Origin of the sequence: Burkholderia sp. AU31624, from assembly GCF_020420065.1 — a bacterium.
Taxonomy (GTDB): domain Bacteria; phylum Pseudomonadota; class Gammaproteobacteria; order Burkholderiales; family Burkholderiaceae; genus Burkholderia.
In genome coordinates, this window is sequence record NZ_JAIZRT010000015.1 from 80,078 (window position 1) to 104,948 (window position 24,871).

Below are 24,871 nucleotides of genomic sequence, written 5' to 3' on the forward strand. Positions count from 1 at the left end.
CCAGGATCGAATGTCGGATTAGCGGGTGGTTTCACCCCGCATTTCGATGGATGCGCGGGTGTCCGGCGCGCATTCAGGGCGCCCGCGGGTGCGGCTTGCAGTCGCGGGAATAACGACCAATTCCGGCACCTGCTCGCCCAATTGGAACGCGGCGTGCGCGAGGAGAATTCGGACACGTCGGAGACCGTCGGTGCGTGCGTCCGCGGGCGCAGGCGTGCGCCGGCGCAGGGGTGCCGGCCGCGATTCGAATCCCGTATTGGCTACCAGGACGACTTAAGCATCATGATGCCCACCTCCCCCGCCGCCGCCACGATCGAACAGGCGCTGGCGCACCATCAGGCCGACCGGCTGGAAGCGGCCGAGACGCTGTACCGGCAGATCCTCGACACCGATCCCCGGCACGCGGACGCGCTTCACCTCCTCGGCCTGATCGGTCATCAGTACGGGCGCTATCGGGAGGCATCCGACCTGATCATGGCGGCGATCGAGGTCAGGCCGGACGCGATGTACTACTACAACCTCGGCAACGTGATGCAGGCGGACAACCGTCACGCCGCCGCCGCCGAGTGCTTCCGTCTCGCCATCGAGCTTCGACCCGACTACGTCGATGCGTACAACAACCTCGGCAACGCGCTGCGGCTCGCCGGCGACGCCCGCGCGGCCGTCGATGCGTTCTGCCAGGCCATCGCGCTGAAGCCGGACAACGGCCAGGCCTACAACAACCTTGCGAATGCGCTGTTCGACCTGAACGAGATTCCGGCCGCGCTCGAGGCTTACCGGCACGCGGTCGCGCTGCGCCCCGAACTGCCGGAGCCGCGCAGCAACCTGCTGTTCGCGAGCCACTGCAGCGAAGCGTTCGATCAGGACGCCTATCTCGCCGAGGCCGCGCGCTACGACGAAGTCGTCACGCGCGGCGCGACGCCGTGGACGGACTGGCTCGTCGACCTGACCGCCCGCGCCGGGCGGCCGCTCAAGGTCGGCATCGTCTCGGGCGACCTGAAGGCGCATCCGGTCGGCTATTTCATCGAGAGCATGCTGAAGCATCTCGACCCGAACCGGATCGAGATGCATGCATACCCGACGCGCGACGTCGAGGACGACGTGACCGCCCGCCTCAAGCCGGCCTTCGCGACGTGGACCTGCATTGCCGGCCTGAGCGACGAAGCGGCGGCCGCGCGTGTCCGCGCGGACCGCATCGACGTGCTGCTCGACGCGGCGGGCCACACGGTCTACAACCGCCTGCCGCTGTTCGCGTGGAAGCCGGCGCCGCTGCAGGCGAGCTGGCCCGGTTATTTCGCGAGCACCGGCGTGCGCGCGATCGACTACGTGATCGGCGACCGTCACGTGCTGCCGCCCGCCGAGGCCGCGCATTTCACCGAGCGGCCGTGGCATCTGCCGGACAGCTATCTGTGCTTCACGCCGCCGGCCGAGCCTGTCGACGTCGGCGCGCTGCCGATGCTTGCGAACGGCCATCCGACCTTCGGCTATTTCGGCAAGCTCGCGAAGATCACCGATCGCGTCGTCGCGGTCTGGTCGCGCGTGCTGCAATCGGTCGCGGGCGCGAAGCTGTTCGTGAAGGCGGAGCATCTCGACGATCCGCGCGAGCAGCAGGCGCTTGCCGCGCGCTTCGCGGCGCACGGCATCGACGCGCAGCGTCTGATCCTCGAAGGCCGCTCGCCGCGCGCCGAATACCTGGCCGCGTACCGGCGCGTCGACCTGATGCTGAGCCCGTTCCCGTATCCGGGCGGCACGACGACCGCCGAAGCGCTGTGGATGGGCGTGCCCGTACTGTGCCGGCGCGGCGAGCGCTTCCTGTCGCACATCGCCGAGAGCCTGCTGCATTCGGCGCGGTTGCCCGAGTGGATCGCGGACGACGACGACGCTTATGTCGCGAAGGCCGTCGCGCAGGTCGGCCAGCCCGCCGAGCTGGCGGCGCTGCGCACGACGCTGCGCGCGCAGGTGCTCGCGTCGCCGCTGTGCGACGCGCCCCGCTTCGCGCGCCACTTCGAGGACGCACTGCACGGCATGTGGGCGCAGCACGTCGAAGCCGCGCCGGGCGCGTCCGTGTGAGGCCGCTCGCGACGTGACGGGCGTGGGCATTTCCACGCCGGCGGCACGCGGAACATGGCGCCCCACGCGCAGAACACCGCGCCGGCCGACGTGATCGTCATTCCGGCCGGTGGCGCGTGCGCGACACCGTCGTCGGGATGGCACGCGATGGGATGGCGGCATCGGCCGTGACGATCGGGCACGGCCGCCGGCTGATCGACTTCGGACGTGAACCTCATCCCTATTGAGCAGAGCAGACGAGATGGACGGAACAGGACAGGCATTGCAGGCGGCGCTCGCGCATCATGAGGCGGGGCGTCTCGCCGAAGCGAAGACGCTGTACGGTGCGATCCTCACCGCGCAGCCGGGCCAGCCGGACGCGCTGCATTTTCTCGGGCTGCTGGCGTGCCAGCTCAAGCAGTACGACGCGGGCATCGCGCTGATGGAGCAATCGCTCGTCGCGCGGCCGGACGCGTCGTACTTCAACAACCTCGGCAACATGCTGCGCGAAAACGGCCGGCTCGACGACGCGATCGCGCACTACCGTCGCGCGGTGACGCTGCGGCCGGACTATCCCGAGGCGCACAACAACCTCGGCAATGCATTGCGCGACGCGCGCGAGCCGGCGGCTGCGATGCAGAGCTGCGCACGCGCGATCGAGCTGCGGCCCGATTACGCGCAGGCGTACAACAACCTCGGCAACGCGCTGCAGGATCTGGGCGACCTCGACGGCGCCGCCACGCATTACGGCCGCGCGATCGAGCTGGACCCGTCGATGGCGATGGCCCACGCGAACCTGAGCGCCGTGCGTCACAAGCAGCTGCGCTGCGCGGAAGCGCTCGCGCATGCGCAGGACGCGATCCGGCTCGCGCCGACCCTCGCCGAAGCGCACAACCACGCGGGCAACGCGTATCACGGACTGGACCGGCTCGACGCGGCGCAGGCCAGCCATCGCACGGCCGTCACGCTGAATCCGGCGGACGCCGGCGCGTGCCACAACCTGTCCGTCGTGCTGCTGAAGCTGCAGCGGCTCGACGAGGCGCTCATCTATTGCCGGCAGGCGTTGCAGGCCGGCCCGCCGGCCGTGTTGATGCACGTCAATCTCGGCGACATCCTGCGCGCGCAGGGCAACGTCGATGCCGCGGTCCACGCGTATCGCGACGCGCTTGCGCTGGTGCGCGACGACGCCGACGACGTCGCGGCGACCGTGCTGAACCGGCTGCTGTTCAGCGCGGCGGCGTCCGCCTGCGTGAACCCCGCCGACTACCTGGCCGACGCGCGGCGCTACGGCCGGCACCTGGCCGCGCGTTCGACGCGGTATGCGTACGATCCGCGCGAGCGGGCCGCGCGCGCGCAGGGGCGGCCACTGCGGGTCGGCTTCGTGTCCGGCGACCTGCGCCTGCATCCGGTCGGCATCTTCCTGGAAAGCGTGCTTGCGCACCTCGGACGCACGCGCATCGACCTGCGCGTGTACGTGACCACGGACGAGGAGGACGCGATCACCGCGAAACTGAAGCCGCACGCGAGCAGCTGGCGCTCGATCGCCGCGCTGGGCCCGGAGGCGGCCGCGCGGATGATTCACGACGACGAAATCGACGTCCTCGTCGACCTCGCGGGCCATACGCAGTCGAGCGGGTTGGCCGTGTTCGGCTGGAAGCCCGCGCCGGTACAGGCGAGCTGGCTCGGCTTTTTCGCGTCGACCGGCTGCGACGCGATCGACTACTTCATCGGCGACCGCTACACGCTGCCGGACGCCGAAGCGCATCACTTCGTCGAGCAGCCGTGGCGGCTGCCGGACAGCTTCCTGTGCTTCACGCCGCCGGCCTGCGACGTCGAGGTCGGCCCGCTGCCGATGGCGGCGCGCGGCCATCCGACGTTCGGCTGCTTCGGCCAGCTCGTGAAGATCGGCGACGACGTCGTGCGCGCATGGTCGCGCATCCTGCACACGCTGCCGGACGCGCGGCTGCTGCTCAAGGCGCACGAACTCGGCCGCGAGGGCGTGCGCGACGCGACCGCCGCGCGCTTCGCACGGCATGGCATCGGCGCGGGCCGGCTGATCCTCGAGGGCGGTTCGCCGCGCGCGGAATACTTCGGCGCCTATCACCGCATCGACGTCGCGCTGAGCCCGTTCCCGTACCCGGGCGGCACGACCACCGCGGAAGCGCTGTGGATGGGCGTGCCGGTGCTCGGCATGAAGGGCGGCCGCTTTGTCACGCACATCTGCGAAAGCGTGCTGCACGCGGCGGGCATGGGCGAATGGGTCGCTGACGGCGAGGCTGCCTACGTCGCGAAGGCGATCGAGGCGGTGCGCGACCGCGAGCGGCTCGCGACGCTGCGCGCGGGGCTGCGCGCGCAGCTGCTCGCGTCGCCGCTGTGCGACGCGCGCCGGTTCGCCGCGCATCTCGAAGCGGCGTTCATCGGCATGTGGCAACGCTATACGAACTCGGAACACGAAGCATGAACGATATTCACGACACGCTGCAGTCCGCGCTGGCGCATCACCAGGCGGGGCGTCTCGCCGAAGCGAAGACGCTGTACGACGCGATCCTCACCGCGCAGCCGGGCCAGCCGGATGCGCTGCATTTTCTCGGTCTGCTGGCGTGCCAGCTGAAGCAGTACGACGCGGGCATCGCGCTGATGGAGCAATCGCTCGTCGCGCGGCCGGACGCGTCGTACTTCAACAACCTGGGCAACATGCTGCGCGAAAGCGGCCGGCTCGACGACGCGATCGCGCACTACCGTCGCGCGGTGGGGCTGCGGCCGGACTATCCGGAGGCGCACAACAACCTCGGCAACGCGTTGCGCGACGCGCGCGAGCCGGCGGCTGCGATGCAGAGCTGCGCGCGCGCAATCGAGCTGCGGCCCGGCTATGCGCAGGCGTACAACAATCTCGGCAACGCGCTGCAGGATCTGGGCGAGCACGAGGCGGCGGCGGCGAGCTACGCCAAGGCGGTCGCGCACCAGCCGCAATACGCGGATGCGTACTGCAATCTCGGCAACGCGCTGAAGGCGCAGGAGAAATTCGACGATGCCGCGGAGGCCTATCGTCGCGCCATCGCGCTGCAACCGGGCTTCCGTGTCGCGCACCAGGGGCTGAGCGAGACGCTGCGCGCGGCAGGTGATCTGCGGGGTGCGGTCGACCATGCGCGCGAGGGGCTCGATCCGGGCGACGCGGACGCGCACTGCGTACTGGCCAGGCTGCTGCAGCGCATGAGCGAGTTCGGCAAGGCGGTCGAACTGCTCGAGCGGGCGATCGCGATCGATCCCGCGCATGCGCGGGCGTGGGCCTGGCTCGGCGACCTGCGCAACCAGCAGGGCGAATACGGGCAGGCTGTGCAGGCGTGCCGGCACGCGATCGAGCTCGATCCCGAACTGGCCGATGCATACAATTTCCTCGGCTACGCGTATCACAACCTCAACCGGTTGGCTGCGGCGGAACTGAGCTACCGGCACGCGATCGACCTGAACCCCGACGATGCCGACGCCCATCAGAACCTCGCCGCCGCGCTGTTGCGGCTCGAGAAGCTCGACGAGGCGATGAAGCATACGGAGATCGCGCGGGAACTCGGCATCGATCCGCTGAAGCTCCAGATGACGCTCGGCGACATCCTGTGGGCGAAAGGCGATCTCGCCGGCGCGCTGGACGCATTCCGCGCGGCAATCCGGTTCGACCTGCATCGCGCGTACTCGCGGATGCTGTTCAACATGTCGAGTTCGCCCGCGTTCGAGCCGCAGGAGTGGGTCGCTGAAGCGCGCCGCTACGGCGAACATCTCGAGCGCGATGCGCTTCCGTTCGAGCACGACCGCGCGCAGCGCGTCGCGCAGGCACAGGGGCGGCCGCTACGCGTCGGCTTCGTGTCGGGCGACCTGCGCCAGCACCCGGTCGGCATTTTTCTGGAAAGCGTGCTGGCGCGGATCGACCGGTCGCGCATCGAGCCACATGCGTATGTGACGTTCATCGGCGAGGACGACGTGACCGCGCGGCTCAAGCCGAACTTCGCGAGCTGGAAGAAGGTGGTCAGCCTGGGCCGCGAGGAGGCCGCGAAACTGATTCGCGACGACGGCATCGACATCCTGATCGACATGGCAGGCCATACCGACTGGAGCGGTCTGCCGATCTTCGGACACAAGCCCGCGCCGGTGCAGGCGAGCTGGCTCGGTTTCTTCGCGACCACCGGTTGCCGCGCGATCGACTATTTCATCGGCGACGCGCATACGCTTCCGGCCGACGAGGCGCAGCACTTCACCGAGCGGCCGTGGCGGCTGCCGGACAGCTACCTGTGCTTCACGCCGCCGCCGTACGATGTCGCGGTCGGCCCGCTGCCGATGGCGGCGCATGGCGGCGTCACGTTCGGCTGTTTCGGCAAGCTGGTCAAGATCAGCGACGAGGTCGTCGCGCTGTGGTCGCGCATCCTGCACGCGCTGCCGGACGCGCGCCTGCTGCTGAAGGCCCATGAGCTCGGCGCCGGCGACGTGAACCAGGCGACGCTCGACCGCTTCGCGCGGCACGGCATCGGCGCGGATCGGCTGATTCTCGAAGGCGGTTCGCCGCGTGCGGAGTACTTCGCCGCGTATCACCGCATCGACATCGCGCTGAGCCCATTCCCGTACCCGGGCGGCACGACCACGGCCGAAGCGCTGTGGATGGGCGTGCCGGTGCTCGGGATGAAGGGCGGCCGGTTCGTCACGCACATTTGCGAGAGCCTGCTGCACGCGGCGGGAATGGGCGAATGGATCGCGGAAGACGAGGCGGCGTACCTCGCGAAGGCCGTCGCGTTCGCGCGCGACCGTGACGGGCTGGCGACGCTGCGTGCGACGCTGCGCGAGCGCGCGCTCGCGTCGCCGCTGTGCGACGCGTCGCGCTTCGCGCGCAACCTGGAGGACGCGCTGCACGGCATGTGGGCCTGCTACGCGTCCGGCGAGACGGCGACCCCGGACGCATGACGAGCGGGGCGCGCCTCGGCGGGAAGCCGCGCTCGCGCACCGTCGGGCCGGCCGCCCGAGATGATCGGCGCGGCCGTCGAGCGGGCGACGCGGGCGTAGTCGGCGCGATCCGGCTCGCTCACCCGCCCGCCGGCGAAAAAAAAAGCCGCAGTGAAGCGGCTCGATGGTACGGCGACAACGGTCCGCTCGACTGGCGGCGTCTTTTAATTCGACCTGCGCGGCGGGCGAGACGCCCGGCCGGTCACAGCAAGCCGGCCATCTGGTACTGGCTCGCGGCCTTGATCCGCTCCTGGGACTGCGCAAATTCCGCAGCCAGGCGGTCACGGTCCGTCTGCGCATGCTCGGTGATCGACGCGTCGATCGCCATGATCTGCCGCACCTGGTCCAGCCCGTCCGGGGTCTGCTCGCCGGACAGGTTCATCAGCAGCGGCGAGCGTTCGTCGACGAGGGCCGCGACGCGCACCCAGTCGCGTGCGTCGGCCGCCGACTGCATGGCACGGGTCAGGTCCAAGGCGCGGGACAGGGTGTCGTTCGTCATGGTTCGGCTCCGAAGGGGGGCTGCCAAGGCTTACTTGTTGTTGGCCAACGCGCCGGAGCTGTTCTGGCCGCCGAACAGCTGGGTCAGGTAGCGGGTGTTGTTCGCCATCTGCGCCATCAGCGTGTTCAGCGCGGTGAACTGCGCGGTGTATTGCGTGGTCAGCTGGTTCGAGTAGGTCTGCAGTTGCGTGGCCTGACTCTGCACGCTCGTCAGATCGGCATTGATCGCGGTGGTGCGCTGGTCGATCAGGCCGGACGTCTGCGTGTACGAGGTGATGTTCGCATTGAGCGCCTGGGCGATGCCGTTCGTCTGGTTGAAGATCGCCGCCACCGCGGAGCTGTTCGACTTGAGCGCGGTGGTCAGTGCGGCGGTGTCGACCGACATCGCGCCGGTCGAGTCCACGTTGATGCCGATGCTGCCGAGCGCATAGGTCGTGCCGCCCGTCGTGACGCCGCTGCTGAGCGTCGTCGCGAGCGTGTTCCTGATCGTGTTCATCATCGCGTCGCCGAGCAGCGGGCCGGCGGTCTTCGCCGTCGAGTCGTAGCTCGTCAGCGATTTCGCGGTGTTCACGAAGTTGGTATACGCGGTCGCGAAATTGTTGATCGCGGTCGTCGCCGCGGCGGTGTCCTGCGACAGCGTGACGGTTTGCGTCGTGCCGACGGCGGCCTGCGACAGCGCCAGCGTGACGCCCGTCAGCGCGCCCGACACGTTGTTCGACGCGCTCGACACCGGCGTGCCGTCGATCGTCAGCTTCGCGTCGGCCGCCGGCGTGACCGTCGTGTACCCCGACGTCAGCTTCGAGTTGACGCCCGTGCCCGTGATCGAGATCGTGTTGGCCGCGCCGGTGTCGTTCGACTGCATCACGAGATGCTGGCCGTCCGAACCGGTGATGACCGACGCGGTGACGCCGGCATTGCCGGACGCGGAGTTGATCGACGACGCGATGTCGGACAGCGACGCGCCGGCCGCCACGTTGACGTTGAATGCGGGATTGCTGCCGAACGTGATGCTCAGCGAGCCGGCCGAGATCGTGTCCGCCGACGTCACGCCGGCCGACGACAGCTTGTTGGCGGTCGCGAGCTGCGTGACATTGACCGAATACGAACCGGCCACCGCGCCGCTGCCGCTCGTGACCGTCGTCGCGATGCCGCTGCCGCTCGCCGTCGCGGCCAGGCTGCTGAGCGTGGTGCCGTTCGAGAGGCCGGTGAGCGCGGTCTGCAGCGCGGACAGCGCCCCCTTCAGCTGGCCGATCGCGGACAGCTGCGTATTGTCGTTCGTCTGGCGGGTCTGCAGGGTCTGCAATTGCCCGGCCGTCTTCGCGTTCACCAGCGTCGTGACGAGCGTATTGACGTCGAGCGACGAATTGGTCGCGCCGCTGATGATCGACTGTCCGGCCTGCGACAGGAGGGTGGTGATGTCCGTGCTGCTGACGGGGGTCGTGGTGGCCATGCCGTTGCTCCGGTCGTCCGCGCAATCAACGTGCGCGATGCGGCGGGGCGCCGCGGTTCAATGCAAAGAGGGAGGCGTGCCTCCCTGGAAAATTCTGATCCGGGCGGTGTCGGCGGCGTCGCGATGCATCGCATGGCGACGCCGCCGGGCCCGGAGGCGGGCGGGCGCGTGGCCCGCCGCGGGTGCTGCTCGATTAGCCGAGGAGCTTCAGGACTTGCTGCGGCAGCGAGTTCGCTTGCGCCAGAACCGAGATACCAGCTTGTTGCAGCACTTGCGCCTTGCTCAGGTTCGCCGTTTCCGTCGCGAAGTCCGCGTCGGTGATCTGCGAGCGAGCGGCGGTCATGTTGGTTGCCTGGGTTTGCGTCGTCGAGATCGCAGCCTGGAACGTGTTCTGTGCTGCGCCCAGCGTTGCCTGGAACGTGTTGACTTGCTTCAGTGCCGCGTCGATCGCCGTGATCGCCGATTGCGCGCCCGACTGCGTGGCGACGCTCAGGGTGTTCACGCTCATGCCCGTGCTGTTCCAGTTCGCCGTGCCGAAGTCGACGGTAACGACCTGGTTCGCTGCTGCGCCGATCTGGAACGTGACGCTGCCGGTGCCGCCCAGGATGGTCTGGCTGTTGAACGTCGTTTGCGATGCGACACGGTCGATTTCGCCGAGACGCGTCGTCACTTCAGCTTGCAGGTTCGCGCGAGCGCTCGAATCCAGCGAGCCGTCGCCAGCTTGTTGCGCCAGCGTACGGATACGCTGCAGGTTGTCGACCGTCGATTGCAGCGCGCCGTTGGCGGTCTGGATCATCGAGATGCCGTTGTTCGCGTTTGCAACACCTTGCGTCAGCGCATTGATTGCCGCCGTTTGCGACGTCGAGATCGCCAGGCCTGCTGCATCGTCAGCAGCGGTGTTGATGCGCTTGCCCGACGACAGGCGGTTGATTGCTTGCGACAGTGCGCTTTGCGAGCCCGACAGATTCGTCTGCGTCGTCAGCGAAAGGATGTTGGTGTTGATGTTCAGCATTTGCTTCCTCGTTTTGGAAAATGGCTGGGATACAGACAGGTTCTGATTTCGGCGTTGCGCTTTATCGCGACTGGCGCTGCCCCGCCTTTCCTGGTTGACGGCGGCACCCGGCGAAAACTTTAGAGGGATGTTTGGGGAAATTCGGGACGGAAGGAGGGTTGTCGGTCGAAAGGCACGCCCGGCTTGGCCGGCCGGGCCGCCGGCAGGCGCGGCACCCGGCCCCGTTCGACGGGGCGAGCGGCCGCGCCACGCGGAGCGACGAACCGGGGGATGCAAAAGGGTAGTTTTGTCTGTGATTCTCTGCTATGATGGCGGGCTGAATTGAGATTTCTGTCAAGCCTCTGCCGTTTTCGGCATGTCTGCTGGCAGTCAAACGCGGCGCTGCACGCGGTTGTGAAGCGTACTCGCGGTGCTTTCCGCCTCTCTTTTCCGGCCTCCGAGGCCGTATTTCCGCTCGTTTCGCCTGTTTGTGGGGACGCTCGGATGGCCGGTGCGTGGCGCTTGGCCGCTACGTTTTTGACCGTTTAAGCAATTTAGGAACGACATGACGACGATTCTTCTGAAAGAAAACGAGCCGTTCGAAGTGGCGATTCGCCGCTTTCGCCGTGCTATCGAAAAAAATGGCCTGATCGCTGAACTGCGCGAACGCCAGTCCTACGAAAAGCCGACCGCAGTCCGCAAGCGCAAGAAGGCAGCAGCCGTCAAGCGCCTGCACAAGCGCCTGCGCAGCCAGATGCTGCCGAAGAAGCTCCACTAAGAGCGTCTTACGGTTCGCCGCGAAACGGCGGAGCGTGCTTCGAAAGAAGCCGCTCCGCCGTTTTGCTTTTGGGGGCCGGGAAAATCCCGAAGCCGTGGCGCGGCGGCCGTGCCGGCTAATGGCTGACGGCCGGCGGTTTGCGGCCGCCGGCCCGCCGTTCAGAAGTCGATCTTCGCGCTCAGGCTCACCGTGCGCGGGTCGCCCGGCTTCACGTAGTCCGCGTACTGGTATTCCCAGTAACGGCGGTTCAGCACGTTGTCGATCGACGCGCGCAGCGTCACGTCGTGGCGGCCTACCCGCGTCAGGTAGCGCGCGCCCGCATTGACGACGAGAAAGCCCGGCGCGTCGAGGCCGCCGGCCGCGCGCAGCGGCGTCGCGCCGGTGAATTTCGCGTCGACGCCGAGCGTCAGCCCCGGCACGCCCGGCACCGCGTAGCCGAGGTCGCCGGCGAGCACGAAACGTGGCGCGCCCGCGACACGGTTGCCGTTGTTGCCGATCCCGTTCGCATACCACGCGTCGAGCAGCATCGCGTCGACGCCTGCGTTCCAGCGTGCGCCGAATTTCGCGCGCGCACCGAACTCGATCCCCTGGATGATCGATTCGCCGTCCTGCACGTAGACGTTCGCGGCGTTCGCATATTCGGCGCTGCGCTCGATGCGGAACAGCGCGGCCGTCGCGCTCCAGCGCGCGTGCTCGCTCTTGATCCCCAGCTCGTATTGCTTGCTGCGCAGCGGCTTGAGCACCTGGCCGGCGTTCGCGTAGACGTCGTTCACGCGGCTGCCGGGCTCGAGCGATTCGGCGTAGCTCGCGTAAGCGGTCGTGGTCGGCGCGAGCTTGAACATCACCGCGAACGTCGGCGTGACCACGCCGTTCTGGCGGTAGCCGGGATCCTCGGCGCCGCTCGCCTGGAACGAGCGCTGCTCGTAATTCATGTAGCGCACGCCGGCGAGCACCGACCACCGCTCGGTGAGCTGCACGGTGTCGCTCGCGAACAGCGATTTCTGCACGATCTCGCTCGTGCGGTACTGGATGAAGCCGTGCGGGCTGTCGTAGCGGTAGGGGTTCGGCGCATACAGGTTGCCGGCGCCGAGCGGCACGAACACGCTGTTCGCCGAATAGTCGTTCGCCTGCTTCTGCCACGACGCGCCGAGCACGATCTGGTGGCTGAACGGGCCCGTGCGCACCTTGCCCTCGACCATCGCGCGCCACTGGCTGAAGCGGTGATCCTCCATCCCGACGTAGCGGCTGTCGGTGTAGTTGCCGGCCGCGTCCTGCAGGTACAGCGTGCTTTCGTTGCGGCGGCGCGTCGCCTTGCTGTAGCTGTACGCGACGTCGAGCTGCCAGTCGGGCGCGAGCTGGTATTGCAGCCCGGCCGTATAGAGCTGCAGGTTCGTGTTCAGGTACTGGTCCTTGCCGCCGAGGTTCGTCGTGCCGCCGCTGATCGTCGCGGGCAGCGCGCCGCCCGGGTAGCTGCCGGTGAAGATCGACGGCGTCTGGCCCGTCGTGCGGCGGTCCTGGTACAGCGCGCCGAAGGTCACCGACAGGTCCCGCGTCAGGTTCGCCTGCAGCGCGAGCGAGACGCTGTCGCGGCGGATGTTGCCGTCGTTGTACGTCTTGCCTTCCTCGTGCGTCGCGTTCAGCCGCGCGCCGAATAGGCCGTTCGGCCCGAAGCGCTGGCCGAGATCGACGTGCTCGGTCCACACGTTGGTGCTCCGGTAGCCGACGTCGACGCTGCGTACCGGTTCGACGCCAGGCTGCTTCGTTACGTAGTTGACGACACCGCCGGGCGTCACGAAGCCGTACAGGAACCCGCCGAGCCCTTTCAGCAGCTCGACGCGGTCGAGCTGTTCGTACGGCATCGTGATCCCGTACGTGACGAACGGCAGCCCGTCGATCTTGTAGCCGTTCTGCCAGTCGAGCTGCATGCCGCGCACGGTCATGTAGCTGGCCCATGCGCTGTACGCACCGCTGTTGTCGGACACCGAGGCGTCGTTCGCGAACACGTCGCCGAGCTTGTACGGCTGGCGTGCCTCGAGCTCCTCCGACGTGACGATCGTCGTCGAGAACGGCGTGTCGAGCTGGCGGCGCGTGCCGAGCGCACCGGTGGAGAGCGTGTCGGTCAGGTGCTGCGGCGAGTCATGCGCAGCGGTGACGTTGATGGCCGGCAACGCCGTGGCGCCGCCGGGCGAATCGTCCGCGTGCGCGAGCGACGCGGCAAGGCAGGCAAGGGCGGCGGCCACGCGACGTGGGCGGACGGGAGGACGGGCGAGGCTGACGGTCATGGCGGGTAAGTAAAAATGCAAGTAAGAATCATTCGCATTGCGATAAAATGTTGCGCATCGTATCAAAACCCGTCGAACGCGCAACAATTCCATGCCGCGTGCAAGGGCATCCGGCCTCGCCAGCGGTGGCCGGCCGGCTCGTGCGCGGCGCCTGACCGCAAATGACCTGCATCCCGTTGAACCGGGGCCGCTCGTGCCGGCCCGCTTTCCTTTCCCAGGGCGCGCGATGAACGCGTTTCTGCGGCCGTTTCTCGTCCGCCTGCATCGCTGGTTCGGCCTCGCGATCGCGCTGTTCCTGTTCGTCGCGGGCCTAACCGGCGCGCTGATCGCGTGGGATCACGAACTCGACGCGGCACTGAACCCGGACTTCTACACCGCCCGCAGCGATGCGGCGCCGCTTGATCCGCTCGCGCTCGCGACGCGCATCGAGGCTGCCGACCCGCGCGTGCAGGTGACCTATCTGCCGCTCGCGATCGAGCCGGGCCACACGCTGCAGGCGGGCGTGATGCCGCGCACCGACCCGGCAACGGGCCAGCCGTACGCGCTCGGCTTCAGCCAGATCGCCGTCGATCCCGCGACGGGCGCGGTGCAGGCCCGCCGCGAATGGGGCGCGCTGTCGGTTGCGCGGCTCGACCTGATGCCGTTCATCTACCGGCTGCACTATTCGCTGTTCCTGCCCATGTACGGCGGGATCAACTTCGGGTTCTGGGTGATGGGCGTCGTCGGCATCGTGTGGGCGATCGACTGCCTGATCGCGCTCGTGCTCGCGTTTCCGAACCCGAAGAGCTGGCGCAAGTCGTTTGCGTTCCGCGTGCGCCGCGGCGGCTATCCGCTGGTGTTCGACTTGCACCGCTCGGGCGGCGTGTGGGTGTGGGGGCTGCTGCTGGTCGTCGCGGTCACGTCGATCTCGATGAATCTCGCCTTGCCCGTCGTGCGGCCGCTGGTATCGCTGGTGTCGCCGCTGGCCGAGACGCCGTACACGAATCCCGAACACTTCCCGCCCGCCGAGCCGGGCAGCACGATCCTGCCGCGCGAGCGGATCGTCGAGATCGCGCGCGCGGCCGGGCGCGACGCGGGTTTCGCCGCGCCGCCCGGCGCGCTGCTGTTCGCGCCGGCGATGAATGCCTATGCGGTCGGGTTCTTCACGCCCGGCAACGATCACGGCGATGTTGGGCTCGGCAATGCGTGGCTCTATTGGGATGCGGTGACCGGCAGGCCCGTCGCCGCCCAGGTGCCGGGCCGCGGTTCGGCCGGCGACCTGTTCATGCAGGCGCAGTTTCCGCTGCACTCGGGGCGGATCGCCGGCGTCGCGGGGCGTGCGGCGGTGAGCGCGCTCGGCATCGTGATCGCGATGCTGAGCGTGACGGGCATCTGCATCTGGGTGAAGAAGCGCAGCGCCCGTGTGCGGGCCGCGCGCAGCATGCGGGCGGTTGCGCCGGCGTCGTCGCGCGCCGCAAGGTGAGGTGTGGCGCGCCGCGCAGCGCCGCGCTTCGTGAGCGGTGAGCGGGCGGCGTAACCCGCGCTGGGCCGCGGGGGCCGGCGGGCGGCCGGCCGCTGCCCGCGCCGTCGGCCCGCTTCGTGCCGTCAGCCCGCCTTGCGCCGGCGTGCGGGCGATTTGCCGCCGAGCGCCGCGCATTGCGCGTGGCACGGGCAGCCAACTTCGTGATCGTTGACCATGCCGGTGGCCTGCATCAGCGCATAGCAGATCGTCGAGCCGACGAACTTGCAGCCATACGCCTTCAGCGCCTTGCTGAGCGCGTCGGACTGTTCGGTCGACGCGGGCGCGTCGCGGTACGACTGCCACGCGTTCTGGACCGGCGTATCGCCGACGAACGACCACAGGAACGCGGCGAGCGACCCGTGCTCTTCGCAGATGCGCTGCACGGCGCGCGCGTTGGTGACCGCCGATTCGACCTTCGCGCGGTTGCGCACGATGCCGGGATTCTCCAGCAGCTTCTCGATGCGTTTCGGCGTGAAGCGCGCGACGGCATCGACGTCGAAATCCGCAAAGGCTTCGCGATAGCCCGCGCGCTTGTTCAGGATCGTCGACCACGACAGTCCGGCCTGCGCGCCTTCCAGGATCAGCATTTCGAACAGGTGGCGATCGTCGTGCGACGGCACGCCCCACTCGGTATCGTGATAGTGAGCATCCGCTTCCGTCTTCACCCAGTTGCACCGCTGCGACATCGTCTGCCTCGCTTTTCGTATCGATTCGATCGCGTCAGCATAGCGGAAGCCCTTTTCACGGAACAGCCGGCCGAACGGCAGATGGGCGCGCGGCGCCGATCCGGTTAAGCTTGGCGCCTGTTCGAATCAGCGGGATGAAGGCATGGCGGCATTACTTTTTGCGATCGGCATCGACGGCGGCGGCACGGGCACGCGCGCGGTGCTGGCCGACCGGCACGGGCGCGAGCTCGCGCAGGGGCGCGGCGGCCCGTCGGGGCTCGGGCTCGGCATCGAGCGCGCGTGGGCGTCGATCGGCGCAGCCTGCGCGGATGCGTTCACCCAGGCCGGTCATGCATTCGACTGGTCGCAGTGCGCGCTCGGCTGCGGGCTCGCGGGCGTCAACAATGCGGCGTGGCTGGCCGCGTTCCGCGCGCAGGCGCCGCTCGGCGCGCTCGCGGTCGAGAGCGACGCGTATACGACCGTCGTCGGCGCGCACGGCGGCGCGCCGGGGCTGATCGTCGCGCTCGGCACCGGCAGCATCGCCGCCGCGCTCGATGCGGCCGGCGCGTGCCGGATCGCCGGCGGCTTCGGCTTCCCGTCCGGCGACGAGGCGAGCGGCGCATGGCTCGGCGTGCGCGCGCTCGCCTATGCGCAGCAGGCGCTCGACGGCCGCGTGCCGCGCGATGCGTTCGCCAGCGCGCTGCTCGCGGAAACGGGCGCGCAGGATCGCGACGCGCTCGTCCAGTGGTCGTGCGATGCGAACCAGACGATCTACGCGCGGCTTGCGCCGATCGTGTTCGCGCACCGTTCGCATCCGGTCGCCGGCGCGCTGATCGCGCAGGCGGGCGACGAGATCGGCAAGATGATCGACGCGCTCGATCCGCAGCAGGCGCTGCCGGTCGCGCTGTGCGGCGGATTGGCGGACGCCCTCGCACCGGCCGTGCCGGCGCGCCACGCCGGGCGGCTGCGCGCGCCGCTCGACGATTCCGCGCACGGCGCGCTGCGGCTCGCGCTGCAGGCGCTGCGGGCGGCGGAAGGGCGCTGACGGCGTGTCGAGCCGGAGGAAAGCGCACCGCAACCGCGCCGCGGGCGGCAATCGGCCGGGAACCGTCCGGCGGGCAACCGGGCCCGACGTTAGAATGGCCGTTCCGCAGAGCCCTGAGCGCCATTCTTCCGTCCCATGTACAAAGTCATCGCCACCGATCTCGACGGTACCCTGCTGAACAGCGACCACCAGCTCGATCCGTACACGATCGACACCGTCCGCCGGCTCGACCGAGACGGCCTGCAGTTCGTGATCGCCACCGGGCGCCATTACGCGGACGTCGCCGGCATTCGCGACGTGCTCGGCATCCGGCCGTACCTGATCACGTCGAACGGCGCGCGCGTGCATGCGCCGGACGACACGACGATCCACGCGCAGGACATCGATCCGGCAATCGTCCGCGGCCTCGTGCAGCCCGAGGTCGTCGGCGCGCACGGCCGCGTGATCGTCAACCTGTTCACCGACCAGGGCTGGCTGATCGACCGCGATGCGCCGCACCTGCTCGAATTCCACCAGGATTCGGGCTTCCGCTACGACGTGATCGACATGCCCGCGCATGACGGCGCGGATATCGCGAAGGTGCTGTACATCGGCGATCCGGCCGATCTGGCGGTCGTCGCCGAGCAGATGCGCGTGCGCTTCGGCGATGCGCTGTACGTCACGTACTCGCTGCCCGACTGCCTCGAGGTGATGACCGCGAACGTGTCGAAGGGCCGCGCGTTGCGCTCGGTGCTCGCACGGCTCGGCGTCGACACCGGCCACTGCATCGCGTTCGGCGACAACATGAACGATATCGACCTGCTCGAAACCGCCGGCCACGCGTTCATGATGAACAACGCGAATCCCGACCTGGTCGCGCGGCTCCCGCACATCCCGCGGATCGGCAACAACTTCGATGCGGGCGTCGCCCGCCACCTGCGCACGCTGTTCTCGCTCGAAGACAACGTCGCCGCCTCCTGAGCGTCCCGCCGGGGGCGGAAATGAAAAACGGGCGCCAGTGGCGCCCGTCGAAATGACTTGCCTCGATCTTCTTCGACAGCGTGAGGCTCGCTGCTCTGCTCGCTTGACCCCGTAGTGTTTTATTCGCTTGTGCGAGCCGATGCCGGCAGCAGGTCGACGGCGTCGTCACGCCCCGCGACCAGCGGATAGATGATCCCGGCGAGTACCGCGCCGATGATCGGTGCCACCCAGAACAGCCAGAGCTGACCGATCGCATCGCCGCCCACGAACAGCGCGGGGCCGGTCGAGCGGGCCGGGTTCACCGACGTGTTGGTGACCGGAATCGAGATCAGGTGGATCAGCGTCAGGCACAGGCCGATCGCGATCGGCGCAAAGCCGGCCGGCACGCCGCGCTTGTCGGTGGCGCCCAGGATCACGAACAGGAAGAAGCCCGTCATCACGACTTCGCAAATGAACGCCGAACTGAGTGCGTAGTGGCCGGGCGAGCGCTCGCCGAAGCCGTTCGTCGCGAAGCCGCTGCCGACGACGTCGAAGCCCGGTTTGCCGGTCGCGATCAGGTACAGCACGAATGCACCAAGCGTCGCGCCGACCACCTGCGCGACGATGTACGGCACGAGATCCCGTGCGGGGAAGCGGCCGGCGACCGTCAGGCCGACGCTCACCGCCGGATTCAGGTGGCAGCCCGAAATGTGGCCAATTGCGAATGCCATCGTCAGCACGGTCAGGCCGAAGGCAAGTGCGACGCCGGCAAAGCCGATGCCGAGGCCCGGAAAGGCGGCGGCCAGCACGGCGCTTCCGCACCCGCCGAGCACCAGCCAGAACGTGCCGAATACCTCTGCAGCGAGACGCTGAGAAAGATTCATGTAAGGACCTCGTTCAAGTGGATTGAAGACAACCGGACGACGCGACGGATTTAAACCGTCACCCGGAATTGGTCTGGATTATAGGAAATGAATCGGGTCGGGGAGGGTCAACGATTGTTAAATTTGAATAGCTGACGAATGCCTTTTATTAGAATAAGTCCGCATTCTCGATATAGCCGAATCGGTTAAAGATGGCAGCATTAATTTCGAAGGGCAGGGCGGCAGTGCGGATGGCGTAACGGATGTTGGTGTCCCGGCCGGATTCGCCGGGGCCGCATCATCGAAAAGGGGAGTCAAAAAATGTCTCAATACGCGAAGCTCAAGGCGCAGATCGCCGATCTGCAGGCCCAGGCGGACGATGTGCGCCGCCAGGAAGTGGCGGCGGTGATTGCGGAAGTCCAGCAAAAGATTGCCGAATATGGGCTGACTGCCCAGGATCTGGGCTTCGCGGAGCGAGCGAAGCGCGGGCGTCCGCCGAAGAAGGCGCCGCTGCCCCCGAAATACCGCGATCCGAAGTCGGGCGCGACCTGGAGCGGGCGCGGCAAGCCGCCGAATTGGATCGTCGGTAAAAACCGCGATCGTTTCCTCATCGAATGACCGAAAGCCCAAACAAAAGAGCCGCATCGAGATGCGGCTCTTTTGTTATCCGCGCCAATTTCGGCGCGGATTGGATTACGGCATATTTCCTTGCGGCATTCAGTGTCAGGCGCCGGCGACCCGGCGCAATGCCGGTTGACGGGCTCCCGTGCAAAGCGATTCGTAAGTTTCGACATATCGCTGCGCCATGGCCTTCGAGCTGAAGCGCGTATCGAAACGTTCGCGGATGGCGGTGCGCGACAGGCTGTCGATCCGGTGCAGCGCGCCGACCGCGCCCTGCACGTCCTCGACGATGAAGCCGGTCACGCCGTCCTCGATCACTTCGGGCACCGAGCCGCGGTTGAACGCGACGACCGGCGTGCCGCAGGCCATCGCCTCGATCATCACCAGGCCGAACGGCTCCGGCCAGTCGATCGGGAACAGCAGCGCCTTCGCGCCGGACAGGAACGCGGGCTTCTGCGCCTCGTTGATCTCGCCGATGAATTCGACGTGCGCCTGGTCGAGCAGCGGCTCGATCACTTCCTTGAAGTAGTCGGCGTCGGCCTTGTCGACCTTCGCGGCGATCTTCAGCGGCAGCCCGCTTTGCGCGGCGATCCGGATCGCGGTGTCGACGCGCTTTTCCGGGCAGATCCGGCCGAGGAACGCGAGGTATTCGGGCTTCACGCCCGGCTGCGGCGTGAGCAGCGTGTCGGGCAGCCCGTGATACACGGTGCCGGCCCACGCGGCCTGCGGCAGCGGCTTGCGCTGGTTGTTCGAGATCGACACGACCGGCGCGTCCGGGAACGCGTCGAACACGGGCTGCAGTTCCGGCAGGTCGAGGCGGCCGTGCAGCGTCGTCACGTACGGCGTGTCGAGGCGCGACATCAGCGGGAACGGCAGGTAGTCGAGGTGGAAGTGCAGCACGTCGAATTCGTGCGCGACCCGGGCGACCTTTTCGAGGAGCCGCATATGGGGCGCCATCGAATCGCGGATCGACGGGTCGAGTCGCAGTGCGCGCGGCCAGGCCGCCTCGAGTCGGGCCGACGTGACGGAGTCGCCGCTGGCGAACAGGGTCACATCGTGGCCGAGATCGACGAGCGCCTCGGTGAGGTAGGACACGACACGCTCGGTGCCGCCGTAGAGTTTCGGCGGAACGGCTTCGTAAAGCGGCGCGATCTGGGCAATTCGCATGGAGGTTCTCCTGTTTCGACCCGGGGGCGCGGGGCGCCGATGCGGATCCCGTGCAAGGTTGCGGAACTCGCCGGCGTACGCGGTTGGCGGTACGTGGCCGTGCCCTGGGCGGGGTGCGCGGGGCGCCGGACGACGAGCTGCGGGGCGGGCCGGCACGGCTCGCGCCGCCGCCCATTGGAGTCCATTATCGATATCGCCCTGAGGGGTTCGAGTGTTTTTTCAAACACTTAAGGCTTGTTACACGATGAAATACGCGAAAACCCCGATAAAAAGGGTGTGGAAACAGAAACGGAGATAGACGCAACTATTGTTGCGTCTTCGTGAAAAAGCACTATAATTTTTACCGATCCGATTGCCGGCAGCCTTGCCGGCAAGCCTTCCAGGACTGCACGGAGGCCATCGGACACATCACAGCCGAATTCGCGCTGCCAGCCGTTTCCCCGATTGAGCCTTTCAATTCGCTTTGTCGGAAAAATTCCTACACGGTTTACAGACAAATCCTGCGCGGCATACGCCACTTCGCTGATACCGGCGCACATGCCGTTTGGCCAAAATTCGCCCTGTAAGACTATAAACGAGCCGACTGAGCGCCAAGAGCGCCCTGATCGAGCAAACGTTTTCATAACACGAATGGCCAAAGCAAAGCTCTTTAACGGGGGAATCATGAGCGCTACCAGCGAAATGCTCAGTGAGATCAAAGAGGTCAACCTGTCGTACCTCCTCCTCGCGCAACGCCTGCTGCGGGAAGACAAAGCGATGGGCATGTTCCGCATGGGCATTTCCCAGGAACTCGCCGATGTGCTCGCCAACCTCACGCTCGCACAGACCGTGAAGCTGGCCGCGTCGAACCAGATGCTGTGCCGCTTCCGCTTCGATGATCACGCGCTGCTGTCGTCGCTCGCCGACAAGGGCCGCAGCGATGTCGTCGCGCACGCCCACTCGGCCATCCTGATGGCCGGGCAGCAGGTCGAAGGCGTCCGCTGATCCATCCCGCCTTGCGTGTGTCCCGGCGTGCCGCGCCGGTGGGCAGCGTATTGGCCATCCATCCGAATAACGTCAAGCGGACGGTTATCACCATGGCAAGCAAAAGCGTCGTGATCGAGGTGAAGGAAATCACCCTCGCCATCGAACTGATCGAACTGGGCGCCCGGCTGCAGCTGCTGGAAGCGGAGACGAGCCTGTCGCGGGACCGTCTGATCAAGCTGTACAAGGAACTGAAGGGCGTGTCGCCGCCGAAGGGGATGCTGCCGTTCTCGACCGACTGGTTCATGACGTGGCAGCCGAACATCCACTCGTCGCTGTTCTACAACATCTACCGGTTCATGCAGGATCACGGCCGCTGCGAGCCGATCCAGTCGATCGTGAAGGCGTACCGGCTCTATCAGGAGCACGTGAACCTGTCCGGCGACGAGGCCGCGCTGAGCCTCACGCGCGCGTGGACGCTCGTGCGCTTCTTCGATTCGGGGATGCTGCAGATGACCCCGTGCACGCGCTGCGGCGGCCACTTCGTCGCGCATGCGCATGATCCGCATCAAGGTTTCGTCTGCGGCCTCTGCCAGCCGCCGTCGCGCGCGGGCAAGACCCGCAAGGCCGCCGCCGCGCGCGCCGAACTGGCCGCTGCCGCGGCCTGAGCAGCGCCGGGCGGGGCGTTCAGGCCGCGCCGGGTGGCGCGAATCGTCTGCGAATTGCTGGTAAACACCGTCGGGCCGCCGCCTGGCCGCCCGCGAAAGTTTTCCTGCCGACTGCCGTAAACCTGTTTAACGGCGGTCTCCCCGCCGGTCATTCGTGAGGGACAGGCAGTGCTGATTATCGTGGGAACACTCGTGACGCTGTTGTCCGTCTTCGGCGGTTATGCGCTGGCAGGCGGGCATCTGGGCGCCTTGATCCAGCCGGTCGAGATCCTGATGATCGTGGGTGCCGGTGTCGGCGCGTTCATCCTCGGCAACGGCGGCAAGACCATCAAGGCCACGCTGCGCGTGCTGCCGACGCTCTTCAAGGGCTCGAAATACACGAAGGATGTCTACATGGAGCTGATGGCGCTTCTTTACGTGCTGCTCGCGAAGGCACGCAAGGAAGGCACGCTCACGCTCGAGGCCGACATCGACGATCCGGAAAAGAGCCCGATCTTCACGCAATACCCGAAGATCCTCGCCGATCATCACATCGTCGAATTCCTGACCGACTACCTGCGCCTGATGGTGGGCGGCAACATGAACGCGTTCGAGATCGAGAGCCTGATGGACGAGGAGATCGAGACGCACCACGCGGAAGGCGAAGGCCCCGCGCATGCGCTGATGCGTGTCGGCGACGCGATGCCGGCATTCGGTATCGTCGCGGCCGTGATGGGCGTCGTGCACACGATGGCGTCGGCCGACAAGCCGCCCGCGGTGCTCGGCGCGATGATCGCGCAGGCGCTGGTCGGCACGTTCCTCGGGATCCTGCTGTCGTACGGGCTGATCGGGCCGCTCGCGAGCCTCGCGGAGCAGCGCGTCGCCGAGTCGACCAAGATGTTCCAGTGCATCAAGGTGACGATCCTCGCGACGCTGAACGGCTATGCGCCGGCGATCGCGGTCGAGTTCGGCCGCAAGGTGCTGTTCTCGACCGAGCGCCCGTCGTTCTCCGAACTCGAAGAACATGTGCGCCGCGTGAAGGCAAAGTGACGCGGAGCGCCCAATGAGCAAGAGCAAGGATCGCGCAATCGTCGTCAAGCGGGTGGCCCCGGCGAAGAAGGGCCACCACGGCGGCGCCTGGAAGCTCGCGTACGCGGACTTCATGACCGCGATGATGGCGTTCTTCCTGCTGATGTGGCTGCTGAGCTCGGTCACGCCGGTGCAGCTGAAGGGGATCGCCGAATACTTCAACACGCCGCTGAAGGCCGCGCTGTTCGGCAGCGGCGACCGCAGCTCGCAGGATTCCAGCATCATCAACGGCGGCGGCCGCGACCTGTCGAGCGTCGACGCCGGCACGCTGCGCCGCACCGACGGCACCACGCAGCTCGCCGAACGTCTCGCGAAGATGGGCGACGAGCATTCCCGCTCGCAGGCGCAGAACGCACAGGCCGCGCAGGACCGCCTCGAGCAGGCGCGCCTGCACGACCTGCAGATCAAGCTGATGGCCGCGATCGAGGCCAACCCGACGCTGCGCCAGTTCAAGCAGCAGATCCGCATCGATTCCACGCTGATGGGGCTGCGCATCGAGATCGTCGATTCGCAGAAGCGGCCGATGTTCGCGATGTCGAGCGACCACGTCGAGCCGTACATGCGCGACATCCTGCGCGAGATCGGCAAGACGCTGAACGACGTGCCGAACCGGATCATCGTCCAGGGCCACACCGACGCCGTGCCGTACGCGGGCGGCGAGGGCGGCTACAGCAACTGGGAGCTGTCGGCCGACCGCGCGAACGCGTCGCGCCGCGAGCTGATCGCCGGCGGCATGGGCGAGGCGAAAGTGCTGCGCGTGCTCGGCCTCGCGTCGACCCAGAACCTGAACAAGGCCGATCCGCTCGATCCGGAAAACCGCCGGATCAGCGTGATCGTGCTGAACCGCAAATCCGAAGAGGCGCTGATGCGCGACGATGCGACGACCACGACGCTGTCGGCCGATGCGGCCGGCTCGCAGCAGCTCGCGCAGCAGCTGGCTCCGGCGCCGGCCGTGCGCCCGGCGCTCGCGGCGTCCGCCGTCGCCGTGCCGAAACCCTGACGTTTACGAGATTCCGAGACAGATATGATCCGAACCATTCTCGCCATCGACGACTCCGCGACCATGCGTGCGCTGCTGCAGGCAACGCTGATGCAGGCCGGCTACGACGTGACGGTGGCGCCGGACGGCGAGGCCGGCTTCGACCTGGCGGCCACCGTGCCGTACGACCTGGTGTTGACCGACCAGAACATGCCGCGCAAGAGCGGGCTGGAAGTGATCGCCGCGCTGCGCAAGCTGACCGCCTATACGGAAACGCCGATCCTCGTGCTGACGACCGAAGGCAGCGACGCGTTCAAGGACGCCGCACGCGACGCGGGCGCGACCGGCTGGATCGAGAAGCCGATCGACCCCGCCGTGCTGGTCGACCTGGTCGCGACGCTGTCCGAGCCGGCCGCCTCCTGACATTCACGCGACGCATTCAACCCGGGACCGGGCATGACTCTCGACATCACTCAGTTCTACCAGACATTTTTCGACGAAGCGGACGAGCTGCTCGCGCAGATGGAGCAGCTGCTGCTGAACCTCGACGTCGGCTCGCCCGACCCCGAGGATCTGGCCGCGATCTTCCGCGCCGCGCATTCGATCAAGGGCGGCGCGGCGACGTTCGGCTTTTCCGCGCTGACCGACACCACGCACATCCTCGAATCGCTGCTCGACCGCGCGCGCAACCATGAGCTGACGCTGACCAAGGAAATGGTCGACGCGTTCCTGGAGACGAAGGACGTGCTGTCCGACCAGCTCGTCGACTACCGCGCGAGCGCCGAACCGGACGCGGCCGCCGCCGCGACGATCTGCGCGAAGCTCGAACGGCTGAAGGCCGAGAGCGGCGCGGCCGCGCCGGCTGCCGCCGCCGCTGCGCCCGTGGCGCCGGTCGCGGCCGTCGCCGCCCCGGCCGCGCCGGCCGTGGAACCGGCCGCCGGCGACGATCGCGCGCCCGACCACGTGATCGAGCAGGCCGTCGCGGCCGCGCATCCTGCGGGCGACGCAGGCGAAGGCGGCCCGCACCTGAAGATCACGCTCGTGGGCGTCGACGCGAAGGATCGCGAACTGCTCACCGAAGAACTCGGCAACCTCGGCCGGATCGTCGGCCGCGAGGAAGCGGGCGCGGACCTGACGCTGTGGGTCGAATCGGACGTGCCGTCCGACGACATCGTCGCCGTGTGCTGCTTCGTGATCGACGAAAGCCAGATCCGCGTCGGGCACGGCACGGCACCGGCTGCCGCGCAGGACGCCGCGGCGCCGGCCGCGGAACCGGCCGCCGCCGCGCAACCGGCGCGCGCCGAGGTATTCGCGCCGCAGGCCGCGGCACCGCAACCGGCGGCATCGGCACCGGCCGCACC

The 24,871-nt window shown here is 67.7% G+C and carries 21 protein-coding genes; 14 read left to right on the plus strand and 7 right to left on the minus strand.

Translation table 11 applies throughout. The features are described 5' to 3' along the window. Positions 1-282: 282 nt before the first annotated feature. From LGM89_RS36145 to LGM89_RS36155, 3 genes are all read left to right on the plus strand, one after another. The gene (locus LGM89_RS36145; RefSeq protein ID WP_226275713.1) at positions 283-2,070 is read left to right on the plus strand and encodes a tetratricopeptide repeat protein; all 1,788 of its coding nucleotides are present in this window, start codon (positions 283-285) and stop codon (positions 2,068-2,070) included. 241 nt (positions 2,071-2,311) lie between these two features. Next, positions 2,312-4,510 carry a tetratricopeptide repeat protein gene (locus LGM89_RS36150; protein WP_226275715.1) on the plus strand — a complete coding sequence of 733 codons (2,199 nt, stop codon included), beginning with the start codon at positions 2,312-2,314 and terminating at the stop codon, positions 4,508-4,510. Then, on the plus strand, positions 4,507-6,993 hold the full coding sequence (locus LGM89_RS36155; protein ID WP_226275717.1) for a tetratricopeptide repeat protein: 2,487 nt from the start codon (positions 4,507-4,509) through the stop codon (positions 6,991-6,993). Before LGM89_RS36150 ends, LGM89_RS36155 begins: the two co-directional genes overlap by 4 nt. A 241-nt stretch (positions 6,994-7,234) precedes the next feature. Here LGM89_RS36155 and LGM89_RS36160 read toward each other — a convergent pair whose 3' ends face one another. From LGM89_RS36160 to LGM89_RS36170, 3 genes are all read right to left on the minus strand, one after another. Further along, positions 7,235-7,531, minus strand: a complete 297-nt coding sequence (locus LGM89_RS36160; protein WP_089493883.1) for a flagellar protein FliT — start codon at positions 7,529-7,531, stop codon at positions 7,235-7,237. A gap of 30 nt (positions 7,532-7,561) precedes the next feature. Further along, positions 7,562-8,980: a flagellar filament capping protein FliD gene (fliD, locus tag LGM89_RS36165; RefSeq protein ID WP_226275719.1), complete on the minus strand. Its 1,419-nt coding sequence runs from the start codon at positions 8,978-8,980 to the stop codon at positions 7,562-7,564. A 193-nt stretch (positions 8,981-9,173) separates the two neighbouring features. Beyond that, the gene (locus LGM89_RS36170) at positions 9,174-9,992 is read right to left on the minus strand and encodes a flagellin domain-containing protein (protein ID WP_011350581.1); all 819 of its coding nucleotides are present in this window, start codon (positions 9,990-9,992) and stop codon (positions 9,174-9,176) included. Positions 9,993-10,536: 544 nt separating this feature from the next. Here LGM89_RS36170 and rpsU point away from each other — a divergent pair. After that, complete coding sequence (rpsU, locus tag LGM89_RS36175; RefSeq protein ID WP_006401410.1) at positions 10,537-10,749, plus strand: 30S ribosomal protein S21; 213 nt, start codon at positions 10,537-10,539, stop codon at positions 10,747-10,749. Positions 10,750-10,907: 158 nt separating this feature from the next. Here rpsU and LGM89_RS36180 read toward each other — a convergent pair whose 3' ends face one another. Continuing rightward, the gene (locus LGM89_RS36180; protein WP_089493885.1) at positions 10,908-13,031 is read right to left on the minus strand and encodes a TonB-dependent siderophore receptor; all 2,124 of its coding nucleotides are present in this window, start codon (positions 13,029-13,031) and stop codon (positions 10,908-10,910) included. Between the two features lie 226 nt (positions 13,032-13,257). Here LGM89_RS36180 and LGM89_RS36185 point away from each other — a divergent pair, with 226 nt between their 5' ends. Next, positions 13,258-14,493, plus strand: coding sequence for a PepSY-associated TM helix domain-containing protein (locus LGM89_RS36185; protein ID WP_226275722.1), 1,236 nt, complete (start codon positions 13,258-13,260; stop codon positions 14,491-14,493). A 122-nt stretch (positions 14,494-14,615) separates the two neighbouring features. Here LGM89_RS36185 and LGM89_RS36190 read toward each other — a convergent pair whose 3' ends face one another. Beyond that, complete coding sequence (locus tag LGM89_RS36190; RefSeq protein ID WP_226275723.1) at positions 14,616-15,218, minus strand: DNA-3-methyladenine glycosylase I; 603 nt, start codon at positions 15,216-15,218, stop codon at positions 14,616-14,618. A 142-nt stretch (positions 15,219-15,360) separates the two neighbouring features. On the opposite strand from LGM89_RS36190, the gene LGM89_RS36195 reads away from it, so the two are divergent. Together LGM89_RS36195 and LGM89_RS36200 are read left to right on the plus strand one after the other, a co-directional pair. Then, positions 15,361-16,242, plus strand: coding sequence for a BadF/BadG/BcrA/BcrD ATPase family protein (locus tag LGM89_RS36195; RefSeq protein WP_089493888.1), 882 nt, complete (start codon positions 15,361-15,363; stop codon positions 16,240-16,242). Between the two features lie 135 nt (positions 16,243-16,377). Continuing rightward, a complete protein-coding gene (locus tag LGM89_RS36200; RefSeq protein WP_089493889.1) occupies positions 16,378-17,202 on the plus strand; it encodes a Cof-type HAD-IIB family hydrolase in 825 nt (274 codons plus the stop codon). 119 nt (positions 17,203-17,321) lie between these two features. On the opposite strand, the gene aqpZ is transcribed toward LGM89_RS36200, so the two are convergent. Then, complete coding sequence (gene aqpZ, locus LGM89_RS36205) at positions 17,322-18,065, minus strand: aquaporin Z (protein WP_089424232.1); 744 nt, start codon at positions 18,063-18,065, stop codon at positions 17,322-17,324. Between the two features lie 300 nt (positions 18,066-18,365). Here aqpZ and LGM89_RS36210 point away from each other — a divergent pair, with 300 nt between their 5' ends. Then, positions 18,366-18,662 carry an H-NS histone family protein gene (locus LGM89_RS36210; RefSeq protein WP_021162849.1) on the plus strand — a complete coding sequence of 99 codons (297 nt, stop codon included), beginning with the start codon at positions 18,366-18,368 and terminating at the stop codon, positions 18,660-18,662. A gap of 105 nt (positions 18,663-18,767) precedes the next feature. On the opposite strand, the gene LGM89_RS36215 is transcribed toward LGM89_RS36210, so the two are convergent. Continuing rightward, positions 18,768-19,832, minus strand: coding sequence for a glycosyltransferase family 4 protein (locus tag LGM89_RS36215; protein WP_046547453.1), 1,065 nt, complete (start codon positions 19,830-19,832; stop codon positions 18,768-18,770). 663 nt (positions 19,833-20,495) lie between these two features. On the opposite strand from LGM89_RS36215, the gene flhD reads away from it, so the two are divergent. From flhD to LGM89_RS36245, 6 genes are all read left to right on the plus strand, one after another. After that, complete coding sequence (flhD, locus tag LGM89_RS37265) at positions 20,496-20,816, plus strand: flagellar transcriptional regulator FlhD (RefSeq protein ID WP_011350590.1); 321 nt, start codon at positions 20,496-20,498, stop codon at positions 20,814-20,816. A 92-nt stretch (positions 20,817-20,908) separates the two neighbouring features. Further along, a complete protein-coding gene (gene flhC, locus LGM89_RS36225; protein WP_011350591.1) occupies positions 20,909-21,463 on the plus strand; it encodes a flagellar transcriptional regulator FlhC in 555 nt (184 codons plus the stop codon). Positions 21,464-21,631: 168 nt separating this feature from the next. After that, positions 21,632-22,492, plus strand: a complete 861-nt coding sequence (gene motA / locus LGM89_RS36230; RefSeq protein WP_011350592.1) for a flagellar motor stator protein MotA — start codon at positions 21,632-21,634, stop codon at positions 22,490-22,492. A gap of 13 nt (positions 22,493-22,505) precedes the next feature. Then, a complete protein-coding gene (gene motB / locus LGM89_RS36235) occupies positions 22,506-23,531 on the plus strand; it encodes a flagellar motor protein MotB (protein ID WP_039346832.1) in 1,026 nt (341 codons plus the stop codon). 24 nt (positions 23,532-23,555) lie between these two features. Then, positions 23,556-23,933 carry a response regulator gene (locus LGM89_RS36240; RefSeq protein ID WP_011350594.1) on the plus strand — a complete coding sequence of 126 codons (378 nt, stop codon included), beginning with the start codon at positions 23,556-23,558 and terminating at the stop codon, positions 23,931-23,933. A gap of 33 nt (positions 23,934-23,966) precedes the next feature. Continuing rightward, positions 23,967-24,871: Hpt domain-containing protein (locus tag LGM89_RS36245; RefSeq protein ID WP_226275724.1), on the plus strand; the 905-nt coding region annotated here is incomplete at its 3' end.

What these genes read in the sequence shown, in the direction of transcription:
- LGM89_RS36145 (WP_226275713.1), top strand. Translation starts at nt 283, where the DNA reads ATGATGCCCACCTCCCCCGCCGCCGCCACGATCGAACAGGCGCTGGCG.
- LGM89_RS36150 (WP_226275715.1), top strand. Translation starts at nt 2,312, where the DNA reads ATGGACGGAACAGGACAGGCATTGCAGGCGGCGCTCGCGCATCATGAG.
- LGM89_RS36155 (WP_226275717.1), top strand. Translation starts at nt 4,507, where the DNA reads ATGAACGATATTCACGACACGCTGCAGTCCGCGCTGGCGCATCACCAG.
- LGM89_RS36160 (WP_089493883.1), bottom strand. Translation starts at nt 7,531, where the DNA reads ATGACGAACGACACCCTGTCCCGCGCCTTGGACCTGACCCGTGCCATG.
- fliD (WP_226275719.1), bottom strand. Translation starts at nt 8,980, where the DNA reads ATGGCCACCACGACCCCCGTCAGCAGCACGGACATCACCACCCTCCTG.
- LGM89_RS36170 (WP_011350581.1), bottom strand. Translation starts at nt 9,992, where the DNA reads ATGCTGAACATCAACACCAACATCCTTTCGCTGACGACGCAGACGAAT.
- rpsU (WP_006401410.1), top strand. Translation starts at nt 10,537, where the DNA reads ATGACGACGATTCTTCTGAAAGAAAACGAGCCGTTCGAAGTGGCGATT.
- LGM89_RS36180 (WP_089493885.1), bottom strand. Translation starts at nt 13,031, where the DNA reads ATGACCGTCAGCCTCGCCCGTCCTCCCGTCCGCCCACGTCGCGTGGCC.
- LGM89_RS36185 (WP_226275722.1), top strand. Translation starts at nt 13,258, where the DNA reads ATGAACGCGTTTCTGCGGCCGTTTCTCGTCCGCCTGCATCGCTGGTTC.
- LGM89_RS36190 (WP_226275723.1), bottom strand. Translation starts at nt 15,218, where the DNA reads ATGTCGCAGCGGTGCAACTGGGTGAAGACGGAAGCGGATGCTCACTAT.
- LGM89_RS36195 (WP_089493888.1), top strand. Translation starts at nt 15,361, where the DNA reads ATGGCGGCATTACTTTTTGCGATCGGCATCGACGGCGGCGGCACGGGC.
- LGM89_RS36200 (WP_089493889.1), top strand. Translation starts at nt 16,378, where the DNA reads ATGTACAAAGTCATCGCCACCGATCTCGACGGTACCCTGCTGAACAGC.
- aqpZ (WP_089424232.1), bottom strand. Translation starts at nt 18,065, where the DNA reads ATGAATCTTTCTCAGCGTCTCGCTGCAGAGGTATTCGGCACGTTCTGG.
- LGM89_RS36210 (WP_021162849.1), top strand. Translation starts at nt 18,366, where the DNA reads ATGTCTCAATACGCGAAGCTCAAGGCGCAGATCGCCGATCTGCAGGCC.
- LGM89_RS36215 (WP_046547453.1), bottom strand. Translation starts at nt 19,832, where the DNA reads ATGCGAATTGCCCAGATCGCGCCGCTTTACGAAGCCGTTCCGCCGAAA.
- flhD (WP_011350590.1), top strand. Translation starts at nt 20,496, where the DNA reads ATGAGCGCTACCAGCGAAATGCTCAGTGAGATCAAAGAGGTCAACCTG.
- flhC (WP_011350591.1), top strand. Translation starts at nt 20,909, where the DNA reads ATGGCAAGCAAAAGCGTCGTGATCGAGGTGAAGGAAATCACCCTCGCC.
- motB (WP_039346832.1), top strand. Translation starts at nt 22,506, where the DNA reads ATGAGCAAGAGCAAGGATCGCGCAATCGTCGTCAAGCGGGTGGCCCCG.
- LGM89_RS36240 (WP_011350594.1), top strand. Translation starts at nt 23,556, where the DNA reads ATGATCCGAACCATTCTCGCCATCGACGACTCCGCGACCATGCGTGCG.